This is a genomic window from Actinomadura sp. NEAU-AAG7 (assembly GCF_018603865.1).
Taxonomy (GTDB): Bacteria; Actinomycetota; Actinomycetes; order Streptosporangiales; family Streptosporangiaceae; genus Spirillospora; species Spirillospora litoris.
On record NZ_JAHFZY010000001.1, the window covers coordinates 1971109 to 1993294 of the forward strand.

Sequence of the window (22186 nt, forward strand, 5' to 3'; positions counted from 1 at the left end):
CGGCGATGCTAATCCACGCCGGTGGACGCGGGTGGGCCGTCCCGCTCCTGGTCACGCTGGTAGGCACGTTCCAAGCGGGCGCGCTTTCCGGGCCGACAGTAGAACGGAATCATTCGTTCCCGTATGCTGGCGGTATGGAGACCTCCACACGGGCGCCCATGAGCGGGCGCAAGGCGCAGGCGGCGCGCAACGACGAGCTGATCCGGGACGCGGCGCGGGCGGTGTTCACCGCCGATCCCGGCGCGCCGATCTCGGCCGTCGCCGAGCACGCCGGGGTCGGGATCAGCGCGCTCTACCGCCGCTACAAGAGCAAGGAGGACCTGCTCCAGCGGCTCGCCGACGACGGCATGGACCGCTACCTCGCCGAGGTCGAGGCCGCCCTCGCCGACGAGGGCGACCCGTGGGCGGCCTTCGCCGGATTCATGCGCCGCTGCCTGGACATCGGCGCCGGGTCCCTCACCATGCGGCTCGCGGGCACCTTCGAGGTCACCGAGGCGATGAGCGCGAAGGGCCGCGAGATCCACCTCGCCACGCAGCGGCTGCTCACCCGGGCGAAGGAGGCGGGCGTGCTGCGTCCCGAGATCGAGGTGGGCGACATCTCCGTGCTGCTGGAGCACCTGCACACGATCCGGATCGGCGACGACGCGCGGATGAACCGGTTGCAGCACCGCTACCTCGCCCTGATGCTGGACGCGCTGCGCCTGACCGGCGCCGACGAGCTGCCCGGCCCGCCGCCCACCTGGCAGGAGCTGCGAGGCCGCTATGACGACTGACGTCCTCGGCCGGCGCGCCCTCAACCGGGCCCTGCTGGCGCGGCAACTGCTGCTCGACCGGCACCCGATGCCCGCGCTCGACGCGATCGAGCACCTGGTCGGGATGCAGTCCCAGGCGCCGAACCCGCCCTACGTCGGGCTGTGGAGCCGCCTGGAGGGCTTCGACTTCGGCGAGCTGTCCGCGCTCATGACCGACCGGCGCGCGGCGCGGATCGTCCTGATGCGCGGCACGCTGCACCTGGTCAGCGCCCGGGACGCCCGCGCGCTGCGGCCGCTGACCCAGGTGGTGCTGGACAACTACCTCAAGAGCCCGCGCGCCGTGCCGCTGCGCGGATTCGACCTCGCGCCCGTCGTCGCCCGCGCGCGGACGCTGCTGGAGGAGGCCCCCCGCTCCGACAAGGAGCTGCGGGCGCTGCTCGCCGAGCGGTGGCCGGACCTCGACGCCGACCTGCTGGTCTGGGCGGTCCGGTGCTCGCTGCCGCTGGTGCAGGTCCCGCCGCGCGGCGTCTGGGGCGCCTCGGGCCTCGCCCGCCACACGACCCTGGAGAGCTGGCTCGGCGAACCGCATCCCGAGCCGTCCCTGGACGAGATGGTGCTGCGCTACCTGGGCGCGTTCGGGCCCGCGTCCGTCCAGGACGTCCAGCACTGGTCGGGCCTGACGCGGCTCGGCGAGGTCGTCGAGCGGGTGCTGCCCAAGCTCCGCGCCTTCCGGGACGAGAGCGGCCGGGTGCTGTACGACCTGCCCGAGGCGCCGCGTCCGGACCCGGGCACCCCGGCGCCGGTGCGGTTCGTCCCGGAGTTCGACAACCTGCTCCTCTCGCACGCCGACCGGGCGCGCGTCATCAGCGAGGAGCACCGCAAGCGGGTCTTCACGGTCAACGGGATCATCCGCGCGACGTTCCTGGTGGACGGCTTCGTCCACGGCATGTGGAAGATGGAGCGCAAGCGCGGGGTGGCGACATTGCGCCTCATGCCCTTCTCGCCCGTGCCGGAACCGGCTCAGGCGGCGCTCGCCGAGGAGGCCGGTCGCCTGCTGGCGGCCGCCCACCCCGACGCCGCCACGCACACCGTCGAGCTCTAGCCCGGGTCGGCGCCCCGCCCGCCGGTGCTCGCCCTGTCGCGCAGGACCTGTTTCTTGGCCCTGTTGCCGCAGGTGTTCATCGAGCACCAGCGGCGGGTGCCGGGGCGGGAGGTGTCCAGGAACAGCGCCTGGCAGTCGGCGCCGGCGCACTCGCGGACGCGGTCGATCGCCGGCCCGCCGACCAGGTCCACGGCGTCGCGCGCGATGAGGGCGAGCGCCGCCCGCACCGGGTCCTCGGCATGCCAGGAGGGGCGTCCCGAGCCGTCCAGCCGCGGCGCCGGGACCGGGAGCGCCGCGACCCGGTTGACCAGCTCGCGGGGCGCGTCGGCGGACGGGCCGACCCCCGCGGGCCCGCGCGCGGCGGCGATCAGCGCGTGGATCGCCTCGCGCAGCTCCCGGGCCTCGGCGTCGCGCCCGTCCGCCGCGTCCGGCGGGACCGACTCCCACGGGCCGAACCGGCTCACCCACGCGGCCAGCGCCATCGGATCCGGCAGCTCCTCCGCCGCGGAGCCGGTGCCGCGATGGCGCAGCGTGCGGATGAAGTCCAGGCACAGCCGCCCGGAACCGGCGCGGAAACCCGAGGGCGAGGAGGGCATGGGGCCGACCCTACTCGTGAACCGGTTTGACTGGTACCTTTCTGAACCACTTAAACCGGTTCGCTTTCGAGAGGACCCCCATGCCGTCAGGCTCCCCCCGCCCCGACCAGGCCGGCCCCTCGCGCCGGTTGATCTCGCTGCTCGCGCTGACCTGCGGCGTCGGCGTCGCGGGCATCTACTTCCCGCAGGCCATCAGCCCGCTCATCGCCGACGACCTGGGCGTGTCCCGGGGCGCGGCGGCCGCGGTCGTCACGGCGGCCCAGTTCGGCTACGCGACCGGTGTGTTCCTGCTGGTCCCACTGGGGGACCGGCTCGCGCACCGGCGGCTGGTCGTCACGCTGCTCGCCGTCACCGCGGCGGGCCTGCTGGTCGCGGGCCTCGCGACCGCGCTGCCGCTGCTGCTGGCCGCGAGCGTCCTGATCGGCGTCGCGACGGTCGTCCCGCAGATCATCATTCCGATGGCAGCGGGGCTGGTGCCCGAGCGGCGCCGGGGCGCGGTGACCGGCACGCTGCTCAGCGGGCTCATCGGCGGCATCCTGCTGGCCCGCTCCTTCAGCGGCGGGCTCGGCCAGTGGCTCGGCTGGCGCGCGCCCTACCTGGTCGCGGCCGCGGTCGTCGTGCTGCTGGCGGTCGTGCTGGCGTTCGCCGCGCCCGCGACGACGCCCTCGTCCACCGAGCGCTATCCGGCGCTGCTCGCCACCACGATCCGGCTGCTGCGCACCGAACCGGACCTGCGCCGCTCCGGCCTCTACCAGGCGCTGGTCTTCGCGGGGTTCAGCGCCGCCTGGACGAGCCTCGCGCTGCTGGTCACCGGCCCGGCCTACGGCATGGGCGCCTCGGCGGTCGGGGTGATCGCCCTGGTCGGGGCCGCCAGCATGTTCGCCACCCCGATCGCCGGACGGCTGGCCGACCGGCACGGCTCCGACCCGGTCGGCCTCGTGTGCATGCTGGGCACGGTCGCCGCCGCGGCGCTGCTCACCACCGGCGGCCTCGGCGGCGTCCCGGGCCTGGTCGGCGTCACGCTGGCGCTGCTGCTGCTCGACGTGGCCGTGCAGGCCGGCCAGGTGGCCAACCAGGCGCGGATCTTCGCGCTCCGGCCGGAGGCCCGCAGCCGGCTCAACACCGCCTACATGACCTGCTCGTTCCTCGGCGGCAGCGCCGGGTCCTGGCTCGGCGTCCGCGCCTACACCGGGCTGGGCTGGAACGGTGTCTGCCTGCTCGTCGCCGTGCTGGCCGTGCTCGCGCTCGCCCGGCACCTCGTCGCGATGCGCCGCGGATCAGCCGTCGGCGCAGGGGGCCTCGCGGGCGGGGTCCAGGGAGTCGAGGAGCGCGCGTAGCGTCTCGCGGAACTGGAGCATCTGGTCGCGGGTCAGGGGCGTGAACAGGTGGCGCCTGACCTCGGCGACATGGCCGGGCGCGGCCTCGGTGAGCACGGCCATGCCCGTGTCGGTCAGCTCGGCGATCGTGGTGCGGCGGTCGGCGCCGTCCTTGACGCGGCGCACCCAGCCGTCCTCCTCCAGCCGTTTGACGGCGTGCGACAGCCGGCTCGGGGACGAGCGGACGATCGCCGCCAGCTCGGTCATCGTCAGCGCGCGTCCGGGCGCCTCCGACAGCATCGCGAGGATCATGTAGTAGGTGTGCGGCATGCCCGAGTCGCGTTGCAGTTGGCGGTCGAGGGCCTCGTTGAGAAGGCGCGAGGTCCACAGGAAGGCACGCCAGGTCTCCTGTTCGTCGGCGTCGAGCCACCGCGTTCCGGTCATACGGGTCAGACTACCTGGTTACTTGAAGATTCAAGCAAAGCCGGGTTATAGTTGAACTCTCAAGTACTTGAACCACGGGGGGACCCCATGAGCCGCATGCCGGTGCTCTACCTCAGCCACGGCGCGCCGCCGCTGGCCGACGACGCCGTCTGGACCGCCGAACTCGCCCGCTGGTCGGCGGGGCTGCCCCGGCCCGAGGCCATCCTGATGGTGTCGGCGCACTGGGAGGAGGCGCCGCTGACCGTGAGCGCCACCCGCACGCTGCCGCTGGTCTACGACTTCTGGGGCTTCCCCGAGCACTACTACCGCGTCCGCTACGAGGCCCCCGGCGCGCCGGGGCTGGCCGAGGACGTCGAGAAGCTCGTCCCGGGCGTGCGGCGCGACGAGGAGCGCGGGCTCGACCACGGCGCCTACGTCCCGCTGGTGGAGATGTTCCCGGACGCCGACGTCCCCGTGCTCCAGATGTCCATGCCCTCGCTTGAGCCCGAGCGGCTGTTCGAGGTCGGCCGGAGCCTCGCGCCGCTGCGCGACCAGGGCGTCCTCATCGTGGGGAGCGGTTTCACCACGCACAACCTGCGTGAGCTGGCCCCCGGGGCGGACGCGGCGCCGCCCGCGTGGTCGGCGGAGTTCGACGACTGGGCGGACCGCGCCGTCAGGGGCGGCGACATCGACGCCCTGCTGGACTTCCGCGCCAAGGCCCCCGCCGCGCGCGTCGCGCACCCCCGTGCCGAGCACTTCGCCCCGTTGTTCGTCGCCCTCGGCGCCGACGCGGACACGCCCGCCGAGCGGCGCGCGGTCATCGACGGCTACTGGTTCGGACTCGCGAAGCGGTCGTTCCAGTTCGGCTGACGCTTGTCACGTTCCCGTAAGGGGGTCAACGCTGCGCGGCGAACCCCGTGCGCCACGACGGCACCTGCGGCTTCCAGCCGAGGCTCAGCGCCTTGGCGTTGGACACCGGGCGCCCCATGGCGGCGGCGTGCCGGGCCGTCCCCGGGAGGGGCGCGCCGAGCGAGGCGCTGTAGACCGGCAGCCAGTCGGCCGTGGTGGCGGGCTCGTCGTCGACGATGTTGACCGCGCCCGCGGGCCACTCCACCGCCGCGAGCGCGGCGGCGGCCGCGTCGTCGGCGTGCACGAACGACGTCCACGCGGGCGTCTGCCGCAGGTTCCCGGCGCGGACCCGCTTGGCGATCGCGCCGTCCGGCGCGTACCAGGTGCCGGGGCCGTAGAGCGCGCCGTAGCGCAGCACGACGCCGCGCGGCATCTCGCCGACGGCCTCCTCCAGCGCGACGACGCCCGGGGAGGGCGGCAGCGCCGGGTCGAGCGGGTCGGTCTCGACCGCCGCGGCGGCGCCCGCGACGTACAGCCAGGCGGCGCTCTGCGCGATCATGGTCTGGACCCCGGCGGCGAGCGCCGCGTCGACCAGGTTGCGGGTGCCCTTGATCCGCAGGTGGGAGTTGGCCGTGAAGTCCTCCCCGCTGAGATCGGTGAGCTGGTGGATGATCGCGTCCGGGCGCACCGTCTCGACGGCCCGGCGCACCGACGCGGCGTCCAGCGCGTCCATGACGACCGGCGTGGCCCCGCCCTCACGGACGGACGCGGCGCGCGCCTCGTGGCGCGTCGTCCCGGCGACCTCGTGGCCCGCCTGGACGAGCAGCGGTGTCAGCCGGCGGCCGACGACTCCGGTCGCACCGGCGAGAAGGATCTTCAAGGGGGTAACCTCCACGACTTTCACGCCTTTGTAGTCGTCTCGACGGCAGGATAGGCAGTGGCTTCTCTCCTGGTCACGCCCGGCCCCAGGGGTGGAGATCCCACGGCTGCGGGCGGGCGGGGGGCGGACGGCGCGCACCGCCCCCGGAGCGCCGTCCGCCACGAGCGTACCGCCGTCGGCCGCCGCCGTGCGTTTCGTGTGACCCGCGGGGGATAATTCTCCCCACCCGTGGCGAGCGAGGAGCGCCGAGATGAAGATCAGCCTGGTCCGCGGCGACATCACCGAGCAGCAGGTCGACGCGGTCGTGAACGCCGCGAACTCCTCGCTGCTCGGGGGCGGCGGCGTCGACGGCGCCATCCACCGCAGGGGCGGCCCCGCGATCCTCGACGAGTGCCGCAAGCTGCGCGCCTCGCACTACGGCGGCGGCCTGCCCACCGGCCAGGCCGCGGCCACGACCGGGGGCAGGCTGCCCGCGCGATGGGTCATCCACACCGTCGGGCCCGTGTACTCCGCGTCCGACGACCGCTCCGACCAGCTGGCCTCCTGCTACCGCGAGTCGCTGCGCGTCGCCGACGAGCTGGGCGCGGCCTCCGTCGCCTTCCCCGCCGTCTCCGCCGGGATCTACGGCTGGCCGATGGACGACGCCGCCAGGATCGCCGTCGAGACCGTCCGATCGACGCCCACCCAGGTTTCCGACACCCGTTTCGTGTTGTTCACCCCGGACGCCTACACCGCGTTCGAGCGTGCCGTCGGCACTTAGTCTCCGTCTAGTCCTCGTCCTTCTTCGGCGGGACGACGAGCGTCGGGCGGTGCACGTGGTGCAGGACGCGCGTCGACACGCTGCCCAGCAGCACCGACCGCGCGCCCGCGAGGCCGCGCGAGCCGGTGACGATCAGGGAGGCGTCCAGTTCGTCCGCGACGTCCACGATCGTGGCCCAGATCGGCCCGGTGCCGCGCTCGGCGCGGGGCGTGACGTCGGTGAGCCCGCCCGCGGCGGCGATCTCGGCGCCCTGCCGCGCGAGCTTCTCCGCCTGCTTCTCCTCCGCGTACTGCCCGTCCTCCACCTCGGTGCTCGGCACCGGCGCGGCGGCGGCCAGCGGCGCCCACGCGATCTGCATGAGCAGGGGCTCCCAGACGGTGAGGATCACGGTCGGCTCCGGGCGGACGTGCCGCGCCGCGTACTCGATCGCGGTGCGCGCGTCGTCAGAACCGTCGAAGGCGATGAGAACTGTCATACGGATGACATGTCCAGAAAAAGGCTGGTTAACGCGGCTCGGTGGGAACAGTGGGAAACGTCTCACGGGAGAATCGGCGGATGGTCGGGACGCGCAAGCCGCAGGGGGAGGTCACGCGGGGCACCACCGCGCCCAACCGGCTGCGGCGGGTGGACCGCTGGATCGCGGCCACCCAACTCGGCCCGTTGCGCATGCGGGAACACCCGTTGGCCGTGGACCTCGGATACGGCGCGTCGCCGGTCACCACGTTCGAGCTGTACGCGCGGCTCCGCGCGGTCGCGCCCCGGCTGGAGGTCACCGGGATCGAGATCGACCCGGCACGCGTCGCGGCGGGGGAGGCGTTCCTGGACGCGACGGGCCCGCACGAGGGCCTGTCGTTCCGGCGCGGCGGGTTCGAGCTGCCGGTGCCGCGGCCACCAGTCCTGATCAGGGCGTTCAACGTGCTCCGCCAATACGACGAGGCGGCGGCCTGGCGCGCCTGGGACGGTCTGCGCGCCCGCCTCGCCCCCGGCGGCGTCCTCGTCGAGGGCACCTGCGACGAGATCGGCCGTCGCGCCGTCTGGGTCGCGCTCACCCGGGACGGCCCGCGGACGATCACGTTCGCGGCCCACCTGCCGACGCTGCCGCGCCCCTCGGCGCTGGCGGAGCGGCTGCCCAAGACGCTGATCCACCGCAACGTCCCGGGCGAGCCCGTGCACGACCTGCTCGCGGCGTTCGACCGCTGCTGGGCGACGGCGGCGCCGCACTCGGCGTTCGGTCCCCGCGCCCGCTGGATCGAGGCGGTGCGGCTGCTCGCCCTGACCCACCCGGTGCTCACGGCCCCGCCCTACGGCGGCCGCCGCCGCTGGCGCCTGGGCGAGGTCACGCTGCCGTGGACGTCCGTCGGCTAGGACTCGCGGTGCAGCCTGTGCGCGGCCGCCTGCACGCGCGGCTGGACGTCGATCCGGTCGATGTTCACGTGCGGCGGACGGGTGACCGCCCACGCCACGCAGTCGGCGACGTCGTCGGCCACCAGCGGCTCCGGGACGCCCTGGTACGGCTTGGCGGCCTTCTCCTCGTCGCCGCGGAACCTGACCAGCGAGAACTCCTCCGTCCTGACCAGCCCCGGCGCGACCTCGGTGACCCGGACCGGCTGCTCCACCAGCTCCAGCCGCATGACCTCGTTCACCGCGTACGCGGCGTGCTTGGCCGCGTTGTAGCCGCCCCCGCCCTCGTAGGGCTCGTGCGCCGCGAGCGAGGTGATGTTCACCACATGCCCCGCGCCGCTCCCGACCAGCGCGGGCAGCAGCGCCTTCGTGACGCGCACCAGCCCGAGGACGTTCGTGTCGTACATCGCGCGCCAGTCGTCCAGGTCGGCGGTCGCGACGCTGTCCAGGCCGAGCGCGCCCCCGGCGTTGTTGACCAGCACGTGGCAGGTCCCGCCGACCGCCGCCGCGAGCGCGTCCACCGACGCCTGCGACGTCACGTCCAGCTCGACCGGGGCGAGCCGCCCCGCCCCCGGGACGGTCTCGGTGATCTCCTTGGCCAGCGCGTCGAGCCGGTCCGTCCGCCGCGCCGCGAGCACGACGTTGAACCCCTCCGCCGCCAGGCGCCGCGCCGTGGCGGCCCCGATCCCGCTGCTTGCTCCCGTCACCACCGCCGTCTTACGCATGCGCCCAAGCCTTCCAGTTCCGCCGCGCTCCCCGCAGCCCGGGGTGGCCGGGAACAGCCGAACCGGGGGATAGGTTGCACTGTCGGAGGTGGTGTCCGGTGTCGCGTCGTATCAACCGAGTTGCGACGGTCAGTGCTCATACTTCCCCCCTTGACCAGCCGGGTACGGGTGACGCGGGCGGCATGAACGTCTACATCGTCGAGGTCGCGCGGCGGCTGGCGGCCCGGGGGATCGAGGTGGACGTCTTCACCCGCGCCACATCACGGGCCCTGCCCCCGGTCGCCGAGCTGGCGCCCGGCGTCCTCGTCCGGCACGTCGTGTCGGGCCCGTTCGAGGAGCTGGACAAGGGTGAGCTGCCCCGCCACCTGTGCGGCTTCACCTCCGGCGTGCTGCGCGCCGAGGCGTCCCACGACCCCGGCCACTACGACCTCCTGCACACGCACTACTGGCTTTCCGGCCAGGCGGGATGGGCGGCGAAGCGGCGCTGGGGCGTCCCGCTCGTCCACTCGATGCACACGATGGCCAAGGTCAAGAACGCCGCGCTCGCCGAGGGCGACAAGCCCGAGCCGGACGAGCGCGTGCTCGGCGAGGAGCAGGTCGTGGCCTCCGCCGACCAGCTCGTCGCCAACACCGGCGAGGAGGCCCGCGACCTGATCGGCCTCTACGGCGCCGACCCGGCCCGCGTCGCGACCGTCAGCCCGGGGGTGGACCTGTCCCGGTTTCGGCCGGAGTCGCCGCTGCTGGCCAGTACCGGCCTCCTCCCGCATCGCACCGGTCCCGCGCGCCGCCGCCTCGGCCTGCCGCGCGACGCCTACGTCCTGCTGTTCGTCGGGCGGATCCAGCCGCTGAAGGCCCCCGACGTCCTGCTGCGCGCCGCCGCCCGGATGCTCGCGGACGACCCGTCCCTGCGCTCCCGCCTCGTCGTCGCCGTCGTCGGCGGCCCGAGCGGCAGCGGACGCTCCCGCCCCGAGGGCCTCCAGGCGCTCGCCGCCGCGCTCGGCATCGCGGGCGTCGTCCGGTTCGAGCCGCCGAGCCCGCAACCCGTCCTCGCCGACTGGTACCGCGCCGCCGACGTCACGGTCGTCCCGTCCCACAACGAGTCGTTCGGCCTCGTCGCCGTCGAGTCGCAGGCGTGCGGCACCCCCGTCGTCGCCGCGTCGGTCGGCGGCCTGCGCACCGCCGTCGCGGACGGCGAGTCCGGCCTGCTGATCGACGGCCACGACCCCGCCGACTACGCCGCCGCCCTGAGCCGCCTCCACACCGAGCCGGGCCGGCACGCCCGCCTCGCGCGCGGCGCCGTCCGCCACGCGCAGAACTTCGGCTGGGACGTCACCGTGGACCGCCTCATCGAGGTGTATACCGGTGCCATGTCACTCCAGCCCGTGAGTACGCCGCGCCTGACGGCGGAGGCCACAGCATGAGCGAAGCGGACCGGGGGGCGCGGGGGGCCGTCCCCCCGCAGGGGAACAGCGTGACGACCGTGGAGACCGTCCGCGCGGCCCTGGACGGCGCCGGACTCGAATACGACGAGCCGCGCGAGAGGGCGTTCTTCGTCAAGCTCCCCGGCCAGCACAAGCTGGCCACGATGACCTGGCTGATCGTCGGCGACCACAGCCTGCACGTCGAGGCGTTCTTCTGCCGCCGCCCCGACGAGAACCACGCCGACTTCTACCGGTTCCTCCTGGAGAAGAACGGCCGCATGTACGGGGTGGCGTTCGCCCTGGACGACGTCGGCGACGTCCACCTCGTCGGGAAGGTCCCCCTCGCCTCCGTCACCGAGGACGAGATCGACCGCCTCCTCGGCTGCGTCCTCACCTACTCCGACGACAACTTCGACAGGGCCCTCGAACGCGGGTTCAAGTCGTCCATCCGGCGCGAGTGGGACTGGCGGGTCAGCCGGGGCGAGAGCCTCGCCAACCTGCGGGCGTTCGCCTCGTTCGCCGACCCCGCCAACCGCGACTAGGAACCCCCGGCCGCTAGGCTCTGGTGTCATGGCGACGTTGGTACTGCTGCGGCATGGCGAAAGCGTCTGGAACGCGGAAGGGCTGTTCACCGGCTGGGTGGACGTCGATCTCTCCGCGAAGGGCGAAGGCGAGGCGATCAAGGGCGGCGATCTTCTGCTCGACGCCGACATCACCCCCGACGTGGTGCACACCTCGCTGCTGAAACGGGCCATCCGCACCGCCAACATCGCGCTGGACGTCGCGGACCTGCTCTGGATCCCCGTCCGCCGCTCCTGGCGCCTGAACGAGCGCCACTACGGCGCCCTCCAGGGCAAGAACAAGGCCCAGACCCGCGAGGAGTTCGGCGAGCAGCAGTTCATGACCTGGCGCCGCTCCTACGACACCCCGCCGCCCCCCATCAAGGACGACGACCCCCTCTCCCAGGTCAACGACCTGCGCTACGCCGAGCTGCCCTCCGAGCTCATCCCGCGCACCGAGTGCCTCGCCGACGTCGTCGACCGCCTCCTGCCCTACTGGTACGACGCGGTCGTCCCCGACCTCGCCGCCGGCCGCACCGTCCTCGTGGCCGCCCACGGCAACTCCCTGCGCGCCCTGGTCAAGCACCTGGACGACGTCACCGACGAGCAGATCGTCGGCCTGAACATCCCCACCGGCATCCCCCTCGTCTACGAACTCGACGACGACTTCGCCCCCCTGAAGCGCGGCGGCGAATACCTCGACCCGGCCGCCGCCAGGGCCGCCATCGAGGCCGTCAAGAACCAGGGCGCCACCTCCCAGAAACCCAAGAAGAAGTAGCCCTTCAGCGGGCGAGGAGGGTCCGGAGGGTCTTCGTGATCTCGGCGGGGGCCTCTTCGGCCATGTAGTGGCCGTGGGCGACGGTCCGGTGGTGCAGGTCGGGGGCCCAGACCCGCCACAGGGCGGCGGCGTCGAAGCCGAGGGCGGCGCCCCAGTCCTGCTGGACGACCGCGACCGGCATCCGCAGTTCGGCGCCCGCGGCCAGGTCGGTCCGGTCGTGGACGATGTCGATCCCGGCGGACGCGCGGTAGTCGGCCACGATGGAGGGGACCGCCGCGCGGCACGCGTCCAGGTAGGCCCGGCGGACGTCGGGCGGGATCGCGGACGGGTCGTTCGACCACACGTCGAGGAAGTGGCCGAAGAAGGCGTCCGGGCTCGCCCCGATCATCGTCTCGGGGAGGCCGGGCGGCTGGGCCATCAGGTAGAGGTGGAAGCCGACGGCGGCGGACGCGCCGCGCATCGCGTCCCACATGTCGAGGGTCGGCAGGACGTCGAGGCAGGCCAGGTGCGTGACCGTGCCCGGGTGGTCGAGCCCGGCGCGGAAGGCGACCAGCGCGCCGCGGTCGTGCCCGGCCAGCGCGAAGCGCTCGTGGCCGAGGGCGCGGGCCAGCTCGACGATGTCGGCGGCCATGGTGCGCTTGGAGTAGACGTCCGGGCTCGTTTCCCCGGGTTTGTCGCTGGCGCCGTAGCCGCGCAGGTCCGGGCAGATGACGGTGTGGTCGGCCGCGAGGTCGGCGGCCACGTGCCGCCACATCAGGTGCGTCTGCGGGAAGCCGTGCAGGAGGACGATCGGGCTGCCCGTCCCGCCGACGGCCGCGTTCAGCGCGACCCCGTCGGCGACCGGGACGCGCCGGTACTCGAAACCGGTGATGACCATGGTGATTCCCTTCCGTTGGCGACCCCAGCCTGCTGGACGCGGATGAGCATCCGATGAGCGCTACGGTGGAGGCGTGTTCGGGGTGCTGGGGCCGGTCGTGGCCTGGGACGACGCCGGGGACGCGATCGACCTGCGGGGGCCGCGGCACCGCGCGGTCCTGGCCCGCCTGATCATCGCCCGGGGCCGGGTCGTGCCGGTCGGCGTCCTCGTCGACGACCTGTGGACGGCCCCGCCGCCGGGCGCGGTGAGCGCCGTCCGGACGTTCGTCGCCGCGTTGCGCCGCGCCCTCGAACCCGAGCGGCCGCCGCGGGCCCGGCCGCGCGTCCTGGTCACCGAAGGGCCCGGGTACGCGCTGCATGCGGATGACGTCGACGCCTGGCGTTTCGAGCATGCCGTAGGCGAGAGGTCGGCGGAGCGGCTGGAGGAGGCGCTCGGCTGGTGGCGCGGTCCCGCCTACGCCGATTTCGCGGACGAGCCCTGGGCGCGTGCCGAACGCTCCCGGCTGGACGAGCTTCGCCTGCACGCGGTCGAGCGCCTGGCGGAGGCGCGTCTGGCGGGAGGGGCGCCCGCGGAGGCGGTTCCGGATCTGGAGGCGCACGTCGCCGTCCACCCGCTGCGTGAGGACGCGTGGCGGCTCCTGGCGCTGGCCCTCTACCGGTCTGGACGCCAGGGGGACGCGCTGGCCGTGCTGCGACGGGCGCGCGGGCTTCTCGTCGACCGGCTGGGGGTGGAGCCGGGGCCGTCGCTGCGGAAACTGGAAGCCGACATCCTCCGGCATGCCGACCACCTCACCGAGCCGGACGCGGCGGCCCGCGTCTGGGCGCGCGCGGCGACCGCCTACGACCGGACGGTCGCGTCCGGCTCCCGGGACCGGCTTGAGTCGACCGTCGGCCTGCTGCGGACGCTCGCGCTCGCGGGCGGCGGCGGCCTGGCGGCGGCCCGCGAGCAGCGCATGGCGGCCATCAGCGCGTCCGAGGACCTGGGCGACCCGGAGCTGACCGCGCGCGTGATCGGCTCCTACGACGTCCCCGCGATCTGGACGCGCTCGGACGACCCGCGCCAGGCCGGCCAGGTGGTGGCCGCCGCCGAGCGCGCGCTGGCCGCCCTCCCGCCCGGCCGCGACGCCACCCGCGCGCGCCTGCTCGCCACCGTCGCCCTCGAATCGCGCGGCACGCGGTCGGCGCGCGGCCCCGAGGCGGCCCGCGAGGCGGAGGCGATCGCCCGCAGGCTGGACGACCCGGCGCTGCTGGCCTTCGCCCTCAACGCCGTGTTCATGCAGTCCTTCGAGAGGACGGGCCTCGCCCCGCGCCGCGACGGGATCGGCGCCGAGCTGGTCGCGCTGTCCGAGCGGCACGGCCTGACCGCGTTCGAGATCCTCGGGCATCTCGTCCGGCTCCAGGCGTGCTCCGGCATGGCGGACTTCCCGGCCGCCGACCGGCACGCGTCCGCCGCCGAGGGCCTGGCCGACCGGCACGAGCGGCCGCTGGTCCGCGTGTTCACCGGGTGGTACCGGGCGCTGCGGACGGCCGCCGCCGGACGGCCCGCCGAGCCCGCCTACCGGGAGGCCGCCGCGCTCCTGGACGGCTGCGGCATGCCGGGCCTGGAGCGGGGGCTCGTCCCGCTGGCCCTGCTCTCCCTGCGCGTTTTGGACGATCGGCCCGCCCCGACCGAGCCCTTGGACTGGGGCCCCTACGAGCCCTGGGCGCGTCCGCTGGTGCTGCTGGCGCGGGACCGCCCCGGGGACGCGGCGGACGCGCTCCGCCGCGTCCCGGACCCGCCCCGGGACCTCATGCAGGAGGCCCTCTGGTGCCTGGCCGCCCGCGCCGCCGTGGCCCTGGACGACCGCGGGCTGATGCGCCGCGCCCGCGAGGCCCTCGCCCCCGCCGCCGCGGAGCTGGCCGGTGCCGCGAGCGGCCTCGTCACCCTCGGCCCGGTCTCGGACCACCTGGCCGCGTTGACCGGCGCCCTCCGACGTTCGCAACGACCGTAATCGGGCGATCACCAGGAGTTCGGCCGACCCCGGGACCGGTCCCGGGCGTTCACGTTCAGTATTGGGCCATGCACCGACGCGCGATCATCATCTCGACCCTCCTGCTGGCATCCGCCGGGTGCGGTGGCGGCGACGCCGAAGGGCGCGCCGAAAGGTCGACACCGGCGCCGAGCACCCCCCGGAGCGGCACGCCGTCGGCCGCGCCGAGTTCGACGCCCAGTTCGACGCCCAGTTCCCCGCCGAGTACCGGGCGGCCCTTACACGCCCGTGACGGCAGGCGGTTCAGGGTGTGCGCGAAACGCTCGTGCGAGGTCCTGGTGAAGCCCCACGACGAGATCCCCGCGCCGCCCGCGACGGGGCTGGGGACGATACAGGTCACGGAGGTCGGCGGCGGCGGGGTCACCTTCGTCTCCGATTCGGAGAACGGGAGCATCACCTTCAGCGGCCAGGCGCCGGGGATGACCTCGCGGATGAACGGCCTGAAGATCACTACGGTGGCGATCGAGGGGCACCGGGCGGTCGTGCGCCTGCGACGCTGACGGGGGGCGCGCAGAGCAAGAACCCGCCGCGGCTCCCCGAGTAAGCCGCGGCGGGTTGTTCATGTGCGGGGTGGGGAAGGGCCGGCTCAGGTGTCGGCGATCTCCTCCGGGCGCTGGCCCGTCACGAGGTAGACGACGTTCTCCGCGACATGCACCGCGTGGTCGGCGAAGCGCTCGAAGTAGCGGCCGGCCAGGGTGATGTCGACGGCGGGCTCGACGCCGTGCTTCCACTTGGGCGACAGCAGCATGTCGAACAGGCGGCGGTGGAGCCGGTCCATCTGGTCGTCGTCGGCGTCGAGCTCCAGGCCCATCTCGACGTCCTGGGACGCGATCACGCTGCCGGTCTTGGCGATCATCCGCTCGGCGATCTGGCCCATCTCCAGGACCGTCGCCTGAAGCTCGGGCGGGACGGCGGACTCGGGGTGGCGGCGGCGCGCCGTCCGCGCGATGTGGACCGCGAGGTCGCCCATGCGCTCCAGGTCGCCGCTCATCCGCAGCGCGGTGATCAGCGTGCGCAGGTCGCCCGCCACCGGCTGCTGGCGCGCCATGAGGTCGAAGACGGTCTCCTCGATCTCAGCGTCGATCTTGTTGACGAGCTCGTCCCCGCTGATGACCTCCTCGGACAGCCGGACGTCCGCGTCCAGCAGCGCGGTGACCGCGCGCGCCATCGCGGACCGGACGAGCCGGGTCATCTCCACCAGTTTGTCGGAGAGGGAGTCGAGCTCCTCGTGGTAGGCGTCGCGCAATTCAGCATCCCTTGTGCGGAGTTCGAAGCCAGGTTCGAAGCGAGGTGTTCAAGGCAGGTGTTCGAGCGGAGGCCGAACGGAGTTTCATTTGGGGCGAATGGGACGAAAGGGGGCGCCTCGCCTGGCAGACGGGCGGACTCGTCCACGCAATACCCTGCCTGACCAGCGTGAACCAAACCACATATGAAGGTGAACTTTCGGCGAACGAGGCCTGTTGGCCTGGGCCGATGGGGCGGCACATGGGGCAACGCCGCTTACGATCCGTGGTGTGGAGGTCGAGATTGTCGCGAGCCTGACCGGGCTTGCCGGGCTCGCGATCGGGCTCGCTACTGGATTGGCGGTGCGCGTGAGCGAGCGAGCCCAGCGTGCGGTGCCCCCGGCGGCGCCGATCGGTGCGCTGCCCCCCGGGGTGGCGTCGGTGCTCAGTGTCCTGAGGTCCTCGGCCGTCGTGGTGGACGGCGAGGATCGGGTGCTGCGCGCCAGCTCGGCCGCGCGCGCGTTCGGCATGGTCAGCGGCGACCGGCTCGTCCTGGACGAGCTGCTCGCGATGGCCCGCCTGGTCCGCCGCGACGGGGAGATCCGCGAGACCGAGATCCAGGTCGGCCCCGGACGCGGCCGGGGCAGGGCCGACGGGCGCTGGTTCGCCGTCCGCGTCGCGCCGCTCGGGTCGCACGGGCTCGTGCTCGTCCTCGCCGAGGATCTGACCGAGCTGCGCCGCACCGAGGCGATCCGCCGCGACTTCGTCGCCAACGTCAGCCATGAGCTGAAGACCCCGGTCGGCGCCCTGTCGCTGCTGGCCGAGACCGTCGAGGGGGCCGCCGACGACCCCGAGGCCGTGCGCCGGTTCGCCGGGCGCATGCAGCACGAGTCGGTGCGCCTCACCAACCTCGTCCAGGACCTCATGACGCTCTCGCGCATCCAGGGCGACGAGCCGCTGCCCGAGCTGCACCCCGTCGGCCTGGACGAGATCACCGTCGAGGCGATCGACCGCTGCCAGATCAAGGCCGCGGCCAAGGACATCGAGCTGGCCACCGGCGGCCAGGACGGCCTCAAGGTGCGCGGCGACGAGGAGCTGCTGATCACCGCGCTCCGCAACCTGATCGACAACGCCGTCGCCTACAGCCCCGAGCACACCAGGGTGGTCGTCTCGACCCGCAGGTGCGACGATCGGCATGTCGAGATCAACGTCACCGACCAGGGCATCGGCATTCCGGGCGGCGAGGTGGAGCGCATCTTCGAGCGCTTCTACCGGGTCGATCCCGCGCGCTCGCGCCAGACCGGCGGCACCGGCCTCGGTCTCGCGATCGTCAAGCACGTGACCACCAAGCACGGGGGCGAGGTGACGGTGTGGAGCAAGGAGGGGTCCGGATCGACGTTCACCATCCGGCTCCCGCTGCTGCACTCCTCCGCCCCCGGCCTGGCCCCCGCCGCCGACATCGCCGACATCGCCGGCACGTCCGAGCCGGCCCCCCGGATCCGCCCCGAGGGCGGCGCGTCGATCGCCCGCCCAGCACCGCACAACCCCTGAGGAACGGCGCGATGAACACTGTTCAGAGGGGGCCGCGCCGCCCCGCCGAAGGGTCCTCATTGGAAAACGCCCGGGAGGCAACACCGTGACCCGCGTGCTCGTCGTGGAAGACGAGGAGTCGTTCAGCGACGCACTGTCGTACAACCTGCGCAAGGAGGGCTTCGAGGTCGCCGTCGCGGCCACCGGCCCCGACGCGCTGGACATCTTCGAGCGCAACGGTGCCGACCTCGTGCTGCTCGACCTGATGCTCCCCGGCCTGCCCGGCACCGAGGTGTGCCGGGAGCTGCGCGCCAAGTCCAGCGTCCCCGTGATCATGCTGACCGCCAAGGACAGCGAGGTCGACAAGGTCGTCGGCCTGGAGCTCGGCGCCGACGACTACGTCACCAAGCCGTTCTCGACCCGCGAGCTGGTCGCCCGGATGCGGGCCGTCCTGCGCCGCCAGGGCGAGGTCGAGGAGCTGACCCCGGCGACGCTGGAGGCTGGACCGGTCCGCATGGACGTGGAGCGGCACGTGGTCAGCGTCGGCGGCGACCCCGTCCAGCTGCCGCTCAAGGAGTTCGAGCTGCTGGAGGTGCTGCTGCGCAACGCGGGCCGCGTCCTGACCCGCATGCAGCTCATCGACCGGGTCTGGGGCGCCGACTACGTGGGCGACACCAAGACCCTCGACGTCCACATCAAGCGGCTGCGCGCCAAGATCGAGTCGACGCCGTCCACGCCGCGCTACATCGTCACCGTCCGCGGCCTGGGCTACAAGTTCGAGCCCTGATCGAAGCGGAGAACGGCCCGTACGGTGACTGCCGTACGGGCCGTTTCGCGTGCTTCGCGGGGGGCTAGTGGCCGCCCTCGGGGCCGGCCGGGGTCCCGCTCTCGCCGCCCGGCGACGGTGACGTGGTGGCGCCCGGCGTGGCGCCCTCGCCGCCCGTGCCCGGGGACTCGCCGCCGGGCTCGGCGGGCGCGCTGGAGTGGGCGCCCTCGGACGGCTGCGCCGGGGCGGTCGCCCCGGGCACCGGGGTGCCCGCCGACACGGCCGTGTACTGGGCGTACTCGCCCTGCTGCGGGATCACCGGCACCGCCACGTCCACGACGCCCGCCTGCTCGAACTGGAGGCGCAGCTGGACGCGCTCGCCGCCGATCAGCGGCTTGCTCGGGTTGACCAGCACCACCAGCGGCGCCTTGCCGCCGGGGACCTGGACGGTCGGCTCGGCCGCGGGCCCACCGGGCGTCGTGCTCGCGTCGGGCGTCTTGCCGGGCGACGCGGAGGCGCCGGGGCCGGTGGACGTGCCCGGGCTCGGGGACGCGCCGCCGGGCTCCGTGGTCGCGCCGGGCTCGGTCGTCGCGCCGGGCTCGGTGGTCGCGCCGGGGGCGGCGGGCTCGGTGGTCGCGCCGTCCGTCGGCGTGGTGCCCGGCTTCGCCTTCTTCTTCTTGCCCGGCTTCTGCGTCCCCTCCGGCGTGGGGGACGCGGCGGGCGCCTGGCCGACGAGCTGGACGGCGCTGCCCTGCCCGGACGGGAGGGCGGGCGGCAGCACGACCGATCCGCCGGTGATGCGCTGCTGGCCGAAGTCGGGCGAGGACACCGACAGGAGCCTGTCCTGGCGCCCCTTCACCTGGTTGATGATCGTGGCGTACAGCGGCAGCGAGCTGCCCTGGCCGAACGTCATGTCGGGCCTCGGGCCCAGCAGGAACATGTTGCGGATGTCGATCTGCGCGGCCTGCGGCTTGTCCTTGGGCACCGTGACGTTGACGGCCTCGGTGAGCTGCGTCGGCGCCGCGGACTGCGGCTCGCTGCCGGCGCCGCAGCCGGAGAGCACCGGTGCGATGGCGACGGCGCCCGCGACGGCGAGCACGGCCACTCGACGGCTGTTTCGGATCACGGCGTCGTTCTCCTCGCGAAATGGCGTTGGAATGTGGTGGGAACGGCGTGAGACACGCCAGGGGAAGCGTAGCGGCGCGGGCACGCCGACCCCGCCTCGGGGTCCGTAGACGGCGGTGAAATGTCAGCCGGACTGCAACGCCTTGACCTTCTCGATCAGCTCCTGCCCCGCCTTCGGCGCGGTCACGACGTCGTTGACGACGCCGTCCGGCTGGACGAACACGGCGGTCATCCGCGCGTCGGAGGGCGGCGGCGCGGGCGCGGCCTTCCCGGAGGGGCTGCCGGTCGGGCTGGGAGAGGTGCTCGCGGACGGGGTGGGGGAGGGAGAGGCCGCGGGCAGGTAGGCGCCGGCCAGGACGCCCCGACGGTCCTCAAGGAGGGTCACGGTGCCGTTGTGGGCCGTCCCCGCGCAGGACCTCAGCTCCTTGATCGAGACGCCGTGCGTGCTGCCCGCGGGACGCGGGTCGGCGACGAGCCAGAAGCTGACGTTGTACTCGTTCGCCCGTCCGGCCAGCTCCGCCACGAGCGGGTCGCACCGGTAACCGGGCGGGACGACGCCGATGACGCCGGGCCGCAGGTCCCGGATCGGCTTCGCGGCGCGCTCGCGGTCGACCCGGTCGATCGTCCCGGCGGGCAGCAGGCCGCCGACGCGCCCGACGCCCGCCGTGGGACGCGGCGCGAGCTGCGCGGCGGGCGGGCGCGGCGCCGGACGCGGCCCGAACGCGGTCATCAGCGCGCCGCTCAGCAGGGCCACCAGCAGCGCGCCCGCGATGATCGGGATGGCCACCCCGAACCGCGTCAGCGGCCGGCCGAGGCGCGCCCACCGCTCCCTGCGCCGCCGCCTGCGCTCCTCCCGGCGGTAGGCGACCATGTCGCGTTCCAGCTCACGGGCGTCATCGGGCACCACGACGTCCACTCGGGGGAGCCCGTAGTCATCGGGCTCCGGGTCGCCGTCTGGCCTCACGCGCTATCTCACCGTCCTTCGATGCCCGCCGCGCCCCTTTCGGACCCCTCCGGGCGCTTCGTACCCGCGCGGCCCGGCATGTTCACCTCCAGTATGGGACGCTTCCGCGCGATCGGCAGGGGATCGGCGGGTGGATCAGAGGTGGACCGCCGGGCCGATCGGGGGCGGATCCGCGGGCACACGGCTCCCTGGACTCTTGCCCCGAGGGGGTCTTGCCGGTAGAGGCGGTTCGCCGGGATCATGGTGGTGTTCTGGTCACCCTGCGTACGCGGAACAGGGGCGAGATGCACCATTAAAGGGCTTTGTCAATACCCCAATAAGGGGGTTGACCTGCGCATATGCGCTCAAGGCCGGTTCAGCCACGCTCGTTTCCGTGCTACCCTGGTCTTAGCGGAAGGGGTACTTGTCACATGACTTTCCAGGTCGGCGACACCGTCGTCTACCCCCACCATGGGGCTGCTCGGATCGAGGCCATCGAGACTCGCACCATCAAAGGTGAGGAAAAGACCTATCTGGTCTTGAAGGTCGACAAGGGCGACCTGACAGTGCAGGTCCCGGTCGAGAACGTCGAGGACGTGGGTGTCCGGGACGTCGTCGGCCAGGAGGGTCTGGAGAAGGTGTTCGAGGTGCTTCGCGCACCATACACCGAGGAGCCCACGAACTGGTCGCGCCGGTACAAGGCGAACCTTGAGAAGCTCGCCTCCGGCGACGTCAACAAGGTCGCCGAGGTCGTCCGCGACCTGTGGCGCCGCGACAAGGAGCGCGGCCTGTCGGCGGGCGAGAAGCGCATGCTCGCCAAGGCCCGGCAGATCCTCGTCAGCGAGCTCGCGCTCGCCGAGAAGACCAACGAGGACAAGGCCGAGGCCCTGCTCGACGAGGTCCTGGCCAGCTGAGTTGAGCGCACGGCTTCCACGGGTGGGCGTCGGTACCGACGTCCACCCGTTCTCGTCGGAGCCGCGCCCCCTGTGGGTCGCCGGGCTCGAATGGCCGGGCGAGGGCAACGGCCTCGCCGGGCACTCCGACGGCGACGTCGCCGCGCACGCGGCCTGCGACGCCCTGCTGTCGGCCTGCGCCCTCGGTGACCTCGGCGCGGTCTTCGGCACCGCCGACCCGCGCTGGTCCGGCGCGTCCGGCGTCACGCTGCTGCGCGAGGTCGCCCGGCTCGCGGCCGAGGCCGGATTCACCATCGGCAACGTCTCGATCCAGGTCATCGGCAACCGTCCCAAGATCGGCAAACGGCGCGCCGAGGCCGAGAAGGTCCTCACCGAGGCCCTCGCGGGCGCTCCGGTGACGGTCTCGGCCACCACCACCGACGGCCTGGGCCTCACCGGCCGGGGCGAGGGCCTGGCCGCTTTGGCCACCGCCCTGGTGATCCCCACCCTCTGACCCAGAGCCGCGCTCGCCCAGGCGCGACCCTCGCGTCCGCCTCGTTCGTGGCCTGGGCCTTTTCGAACGGCTCGTGTCGGCGGTGCCGCCGTGTGCGCGGCGCTGTGACGGCGGTGCCCGCCCTTGCGGGCGGCGTCGCGCCCCGGACGGTCCGTGCCGACCGGGGGCGCCGTCAGGACGCTAGGCGGTGCGGGCGCGGTGGCGGCGGACGGCGTCCCGGTTGGAGCAGCGCTGCGAGCAGTAGCGGCGGCGGCCCGTGCGGGTGGTGTCGGCGAAGATCACGGTGCACCCGGCCACCGCGCAGCGGCGGAGCCGGTGCATGCCGCGCCCGACCAGGTGCAGGGCCGTGCCGACGGAGATCAGCGCGGACAGCAGGACGCCGAGCGGCTGCCGTTCCTCGCGGTAGTGCAGGTGCCAGCCGGTACCGCCGTGGTCGGTCAGCCGGGGGTAGGCGGCGGACGCCGCGAGCATCCGGTTGACCAGGTCGGCGCGTTCGCGCTCGTCGGTGGCGTCGACGGCCTTCTCCCAGGCGTCCAGGGCCGTGTGGACGCGGTCGAGGTCGTCGGGGGTCGCGGGACCGTCCAGCAGCAGTCCGGCGGCGCGGCAGCGGTCCGCGAGTTCCGCCGGATTCGCCGGGCGCCGGTTGGCCAGATCGGCGGCCAGGTTGACGGCGTCCTCTCCGTAAGGGTTGAGGTGCATAAGCCCATTACATCATGCTATGTC

26 protein-coding genes are annotated in these 22186 nt (G+C 73.6%); 16 read left to right on the forward strand and 10 right to left on the reverse strand.

Annotated features, from left to right (window positions below; all coding sequences use genetic code 11):
• Nucleotides 1-134: 134 nt before the first annotated feature.
• Nucleotides 135-773 (forward strand): TetR/AcrR family transcriptional regulator, encoded by a 639-nt coding sequence (locus KLI87_RS09020; protein WP_173390999.1) that lies wholly within the window; start codon nt 135-137, stop codon nt 771-773.
• Nucleotides 763-1854, forward strand: coding sequence for a winged helix DNA-binding domain-containing protein (locus KLI87_RS09025; RefSeq protein WP_214616506.1), 1092 nt, complete (start codon nt 763-765; stop codon nt 1852-1854). Before KLI87_RS09020 ends, KLI87_RS09025 begins: the two co-directional genes overlap by 11 nt.
• Here the strand turns inward: KLI87_RS09025 and KLI87_RS09030 are convergent.
• On the reverse strand, nt 1851-2450 hold the full coding sequence (locus tag KLI87_RS09030) for an ABATE domain-containing protein (RefSeq protein ID WP_214616507.1): 600 nt from the start codon (nt 2448-2450) through the stop codon (nt 1851-1853). The genes KLI87_RS09025 and KLI87_RS09030 overlap by 4 nt on opposite strands.
• A gap of 80 nt (nt 2451-2530) precedes the next feature.
• Between KLI87_RS09030 and KLI87_RS09035 the strand changes: the two genes are divergently transcribed.
• On the forward strand, nt 2531-3787 hold the full coding sequence (locus KLI87_RS09035) for an MFS transporter (RefSeq protein ID WP_214616508.1): 1257 nt from the start codon (nt 2531-2533) through the stop codon (nt 3785-3787).
• Here KLI87_RS09035 and KLI87_RS09040 read toward each other — a convergent pair.
• Nucleotides 3728-4210, reverse strand: coding sequence for a MarR family winged helix-turn-helix transcriptional regulator (locus KLI87_RS09040; protein ID WP_156221485.1), 483 nt, complete (start codon nt 4208-4210; stop codon nt 3728-3730). The two genes, KLI87_RS09035 and KLI87_RS09040, sit on opposite strands and share 60 nt — an antisense overlap.
• A gap of 87 nt (nt 4211-4297) precedes the next feature.
• On the opposite strand from KLI87_RS09040, the gene KLI87_RS09045 reads away from it, so the two are divergent.
• Nucleotides 4298-5059 (forward strand): dioxygenase, encoded by a 762-nt coding sequence (locus KLI87_RS09045; RefSeq protein WP_156221487.1) that lies wholly within the window; start codon nt 4298-4300, stop codon nt 5057-5059.
• A 25-nt stretch (nt 5060-5084) separates the two neighbouring features.
• Here KLI87_RS09045 and KLI87_RS09050 read toward each other — a convergent pair whose 3' ends face one another.
• Nucleotides 5085-5918, reverse strand: coding sequence for an NAD(P)-dependent oxidoreductase (locus tag KLI87_RS09050; RefSeq protein ID WP_156221489.1), 834 nt, complete (start codon nt 5916-5918; stop codon nt 5085-5087).
• A 250-nt stretch (nt 5919-6168) separates the two neighbouring features.
• Between KLI87_RS09050 and KLI87_RS09055 the strand changes: the two genes are divergently transcribed.
• Nucleotides 6169-6678, forward strand: coding sequence for an O-acetyl-ADP-ribose deacetylase (locus KLI87_RS09055; protein ID WP_214616509.1), 510 nt, complete (start codon nt 6169-6171; stop codon nt 6676-6678).
• A 7-nt stretch (nt 6679-6685) separates the two neighbouring features.
• Here the strand turns inward: KLI87_RS09055 and KLI87_RS09060 are convergent, their stop codons facing one another.
• Nucleotides 6686-7153 carry a universal stress protein gene (locus KLI87_RS09060; RefSeq protein WP_156221493.1) on the reverse strand — a complete coding sequence of 156 codons (468 nt, stop codon included), beginning with the start codon at nt 7151-7153 and terminating at the stop codon, nt 6686-6688.
• Nucleotides 7154-7233: 80 nt separating this feature from the next.
• Here KLI87_RS09060 and KLI87_RS09065 point away from each other — a divergent pair, with 80 nt between their 5' ends.
• The gene (locus KLI87_RS09065) at nt 7234-8043 is read left to right on the forward strand and encodes a class I SAM-dependent methyltransferase (RefSeq protein ID WP_214616510.1); all 810 of its coding nucleotides are present in this window, start codon (nt 7234-7236) and stop codon (nt 8041-8043) included.
• On the opposite strand, the gene KLI87_RS09070 is transcribed toward KLI87_RS09065, so the two are convergent.
• On the reverse strand, nt 8040-8804 hold the full coding sequence (locus tag KLI87_RS09070; protein WP_156221497.1) for an SDR family NAD(P)-dependent oxidoreductase: 765 nt from the start codon (nt 8802-8804) through the stop codon (nt 8040-8042). The genes KLI87_RS09065 and KLI87_RS09070 overlap by 4 nt on opposite strands.
• Before the next feature lie 98 nt (nt 8805-8902).
• On the opposite strand from KLI87_RS09070, the gene mshA reads away from it, so the two are divergent.
• Genes mshA through KLI87_RS09085 form a run of 3 tightly spaced genes read left to right on the forward strand, consistent with a single transcriptional unit; the run spans nt 8903 to nt 11563 of the window.
• Entirely contained in the window at nt 8903-10225 is a 1323-nt protein-coding gene (gene mshA / locus KLI87_RS09075) for a D-inositol-3-phosphate glycosyltransferase (RefSeq protein WP_214616511.1), read from the forward strand.
• Nucleotides 10222-10767, forward strand: coding sequence for a YbjN domain-containing protein (locus tag KLI87_RS09080; RefSeq protein WP_214616512.1), 546 nt, complete (start codon nt 10222-10224; stop codon nt 10765-10767). The genes mshA and KLI87_RS09080 overlap by 4 nt, the downstream gene beginning before the upstream one ends.
• 28 nt (nt 10768-10795) lie before the next feature.
• On the forward strand, nt 10796-11563 hold the full coding sequence (locus KLI87_RS09085) for a phosphoglyceromutase (protein WP_214616513.1): 768 nt from the start codon (nt 10796-10798) through the stop codon (nt 11561-11563).
• A 4-nt stretch (nt 11564-11567) separates the two neighbouring features.
• Here KLI87_RS09085 and KLI87_RS09090 read toward each other — a convergent pair whose 3' ends face one another.
• Nucleotides 11568-12440 carry an alpha/beta fold hydrolase gene (locus KLI87_RS09090; protein ID WP_214616514.1) on the reverse strand — a complete coding sequence of 291 codons (873 nt, stop codon included), beginning with the start codon at nt 12438-12440 and terminating at the stop codon, nt 11568-11570.
• A 73-nt stretch (nt 12441-12513) separates the two neighbouring features.
• Here KLI87_RS09090 and KLI87_RS09095 point away from each other — a divergent pair, with 73 nt between their 5' ends.
• The 3 genes from KLI87_RS09095 (at nt 12514) to KLI87_RS09105 (ending at nt 14969) form a co-directional block, all read left to right on the forward strand.
• The gene (locus KLI87_RS09095; RefSeq protein WP_214616515.1) at nt 12514-14430 is read left to right on the forward strand and encodes an AfsR/SARP family transcriptional regulator; all 1917 of its coding nucleotides are present in this window, start codon (nt 12514-12516) and stop codon (nt 14428-14430) included.
• Between the two features lie 118 nt (nt 14431-14548).
• Nucleotides 14549-14701, forward strand: a complete 153-nt coding sequence (locus KLI87_RS09100) for a hypothetical protein (protein WP_214616516.1) — start codon at nt 14549-14551, stop codon at nt 14699-14701.
• Nucleotides 14702-14747: 46 nt separating this feature from the next.
• Nucleotides 14748-14969 carry a hypothetical protein gene (locus tag KLI87_RS09105; RefSeq protein WP_214616517.1) on the forward strand — a complete coding sequence of 74 codons (222 nt, stop codon included), beginning with the start codon at nt 14748-14750 and terminating at the stop codon, nt 14967-14969.
• Nucleotides 14970-15055: 86 nt separating this feature from the next.
• Here the strand turns inward: KLI87_RS09105 and phoU are convergent, their stop codons facing one another.
• Entirely contained in the window at nt 15056-15715 is a 660-nt protein-coding gene (gene phoU, locus KLI87_RS09110; RefSeq protein WP_214616518.1) for a phosphate signaling complex protein PhoU, read from the reverse strand.
• A gap of 268 nt (nt 15716-15983) precedes the next feature.
• Between phoU and KLI87_RS09115 the strand changes: the two genes are divergently transcribed.
• Both KLI87_RS09115 and KLI87_RS09120 read left to right on the forward strand, forming a co-directional pair.
• Nucleotides 15984-17243, forward strand: a complete 1260-nt coding sequence (locus KLI87_RS09115; RefSeq protein WP_214616519.1) for a cell wall metabolism sensor histidine kinase WalK — start codon at nt 15984-15986, stop codon at nt 17241-17243.
• An 85-nt stretch (nt 17244-17328) separates the two neighbouring features.
• Nucleotides 17329-18009 (forward strand): response regulator transcription factor, encoded by a 681-nt coding sequence (locus KLI87_RS09120; protein ID WP_214616520.1) that lies wholly within the window; start codon nt 17329-17331, stop codon nt 18007-18009.
• Nucleotides 18010-18073: 64 nt separating this feature from the next.
• On the opposite strand, the gene KLI87_RS09125 is transcribed toward KLI87_RS09120, so the two are convergent.
• Nucleotides 18074-19114 (reverse strand): hypothetical protein, encoded by a 1041-nt coding sequence (locus tag KLI87_RS09125; RefSeq protein WP_214616521.1) that lies wholly within the window; start codon nt 19112-19114, stop codon nt 18074-18076.
• A gap of 123 nt (nt 19115-19237) precedes the next feature.
• A complete protein-coding gene (locus tag KLI87_RS09130) occupies nt 19238-20077 on the reverse strand; it encodes a hypothetical protein (RefSeq protein WP_214616522.1) in 840 nt (279 codons plus the stop codon).
• Between the two features lie 410 nt (nt 20078-20487).
• Here KLI87_RS09130 and KLI87_RS09135 point away from each other — a divergent pair, with 410 nt between their 5' ends.
• Together KLI87_RS09135 and ispF are read left to right on the forward strand one after the other, a co-directional pair.
• Nucleotides 20488-20970, forward strand: a complete 483-nt coding sequence (locus tag KLI87_RS09135) for a CarD family transcriptional regulator (protein ID WP_067459337.1) — start codon at nt 20488-20490, stop codon at nt 20968-20970.
• A 22-nt stretch (nt 20971-20992) separates the two neighbouring features.
• Nucleotides 20993-21463: a 2-C-methyl-D-erythritol 2,4-cyclodiphosphate synthase gene (ispF, locus tag KLI87_RS09140; RefSeq protein WP_214616523.1), complete on the forward strand. Its 471-nt coding sequence runs from the start codon at nt 20993-20995 to the stop codon at nt 21461-21463.
• Between the two features lie 180 nt (nt 21464-21643).
• Here the strand turns inward: ispF and KLI87_RS09145 are convergent, their stop codons facing one another.
• Nucleotides 21644-22162: a CGNR zinc finger domain-containing protein gene (locus KLI87_RS09145; RefSeq protein WP_214616524.1), complete on the reverse strand. Its 519-nt coding sequence runs from the start codon at nt 22160-22162 to the stop codon at nt 21644-21646.
• Nucleotides 22163-22186 lie beyond the last annotated feature (24 nt).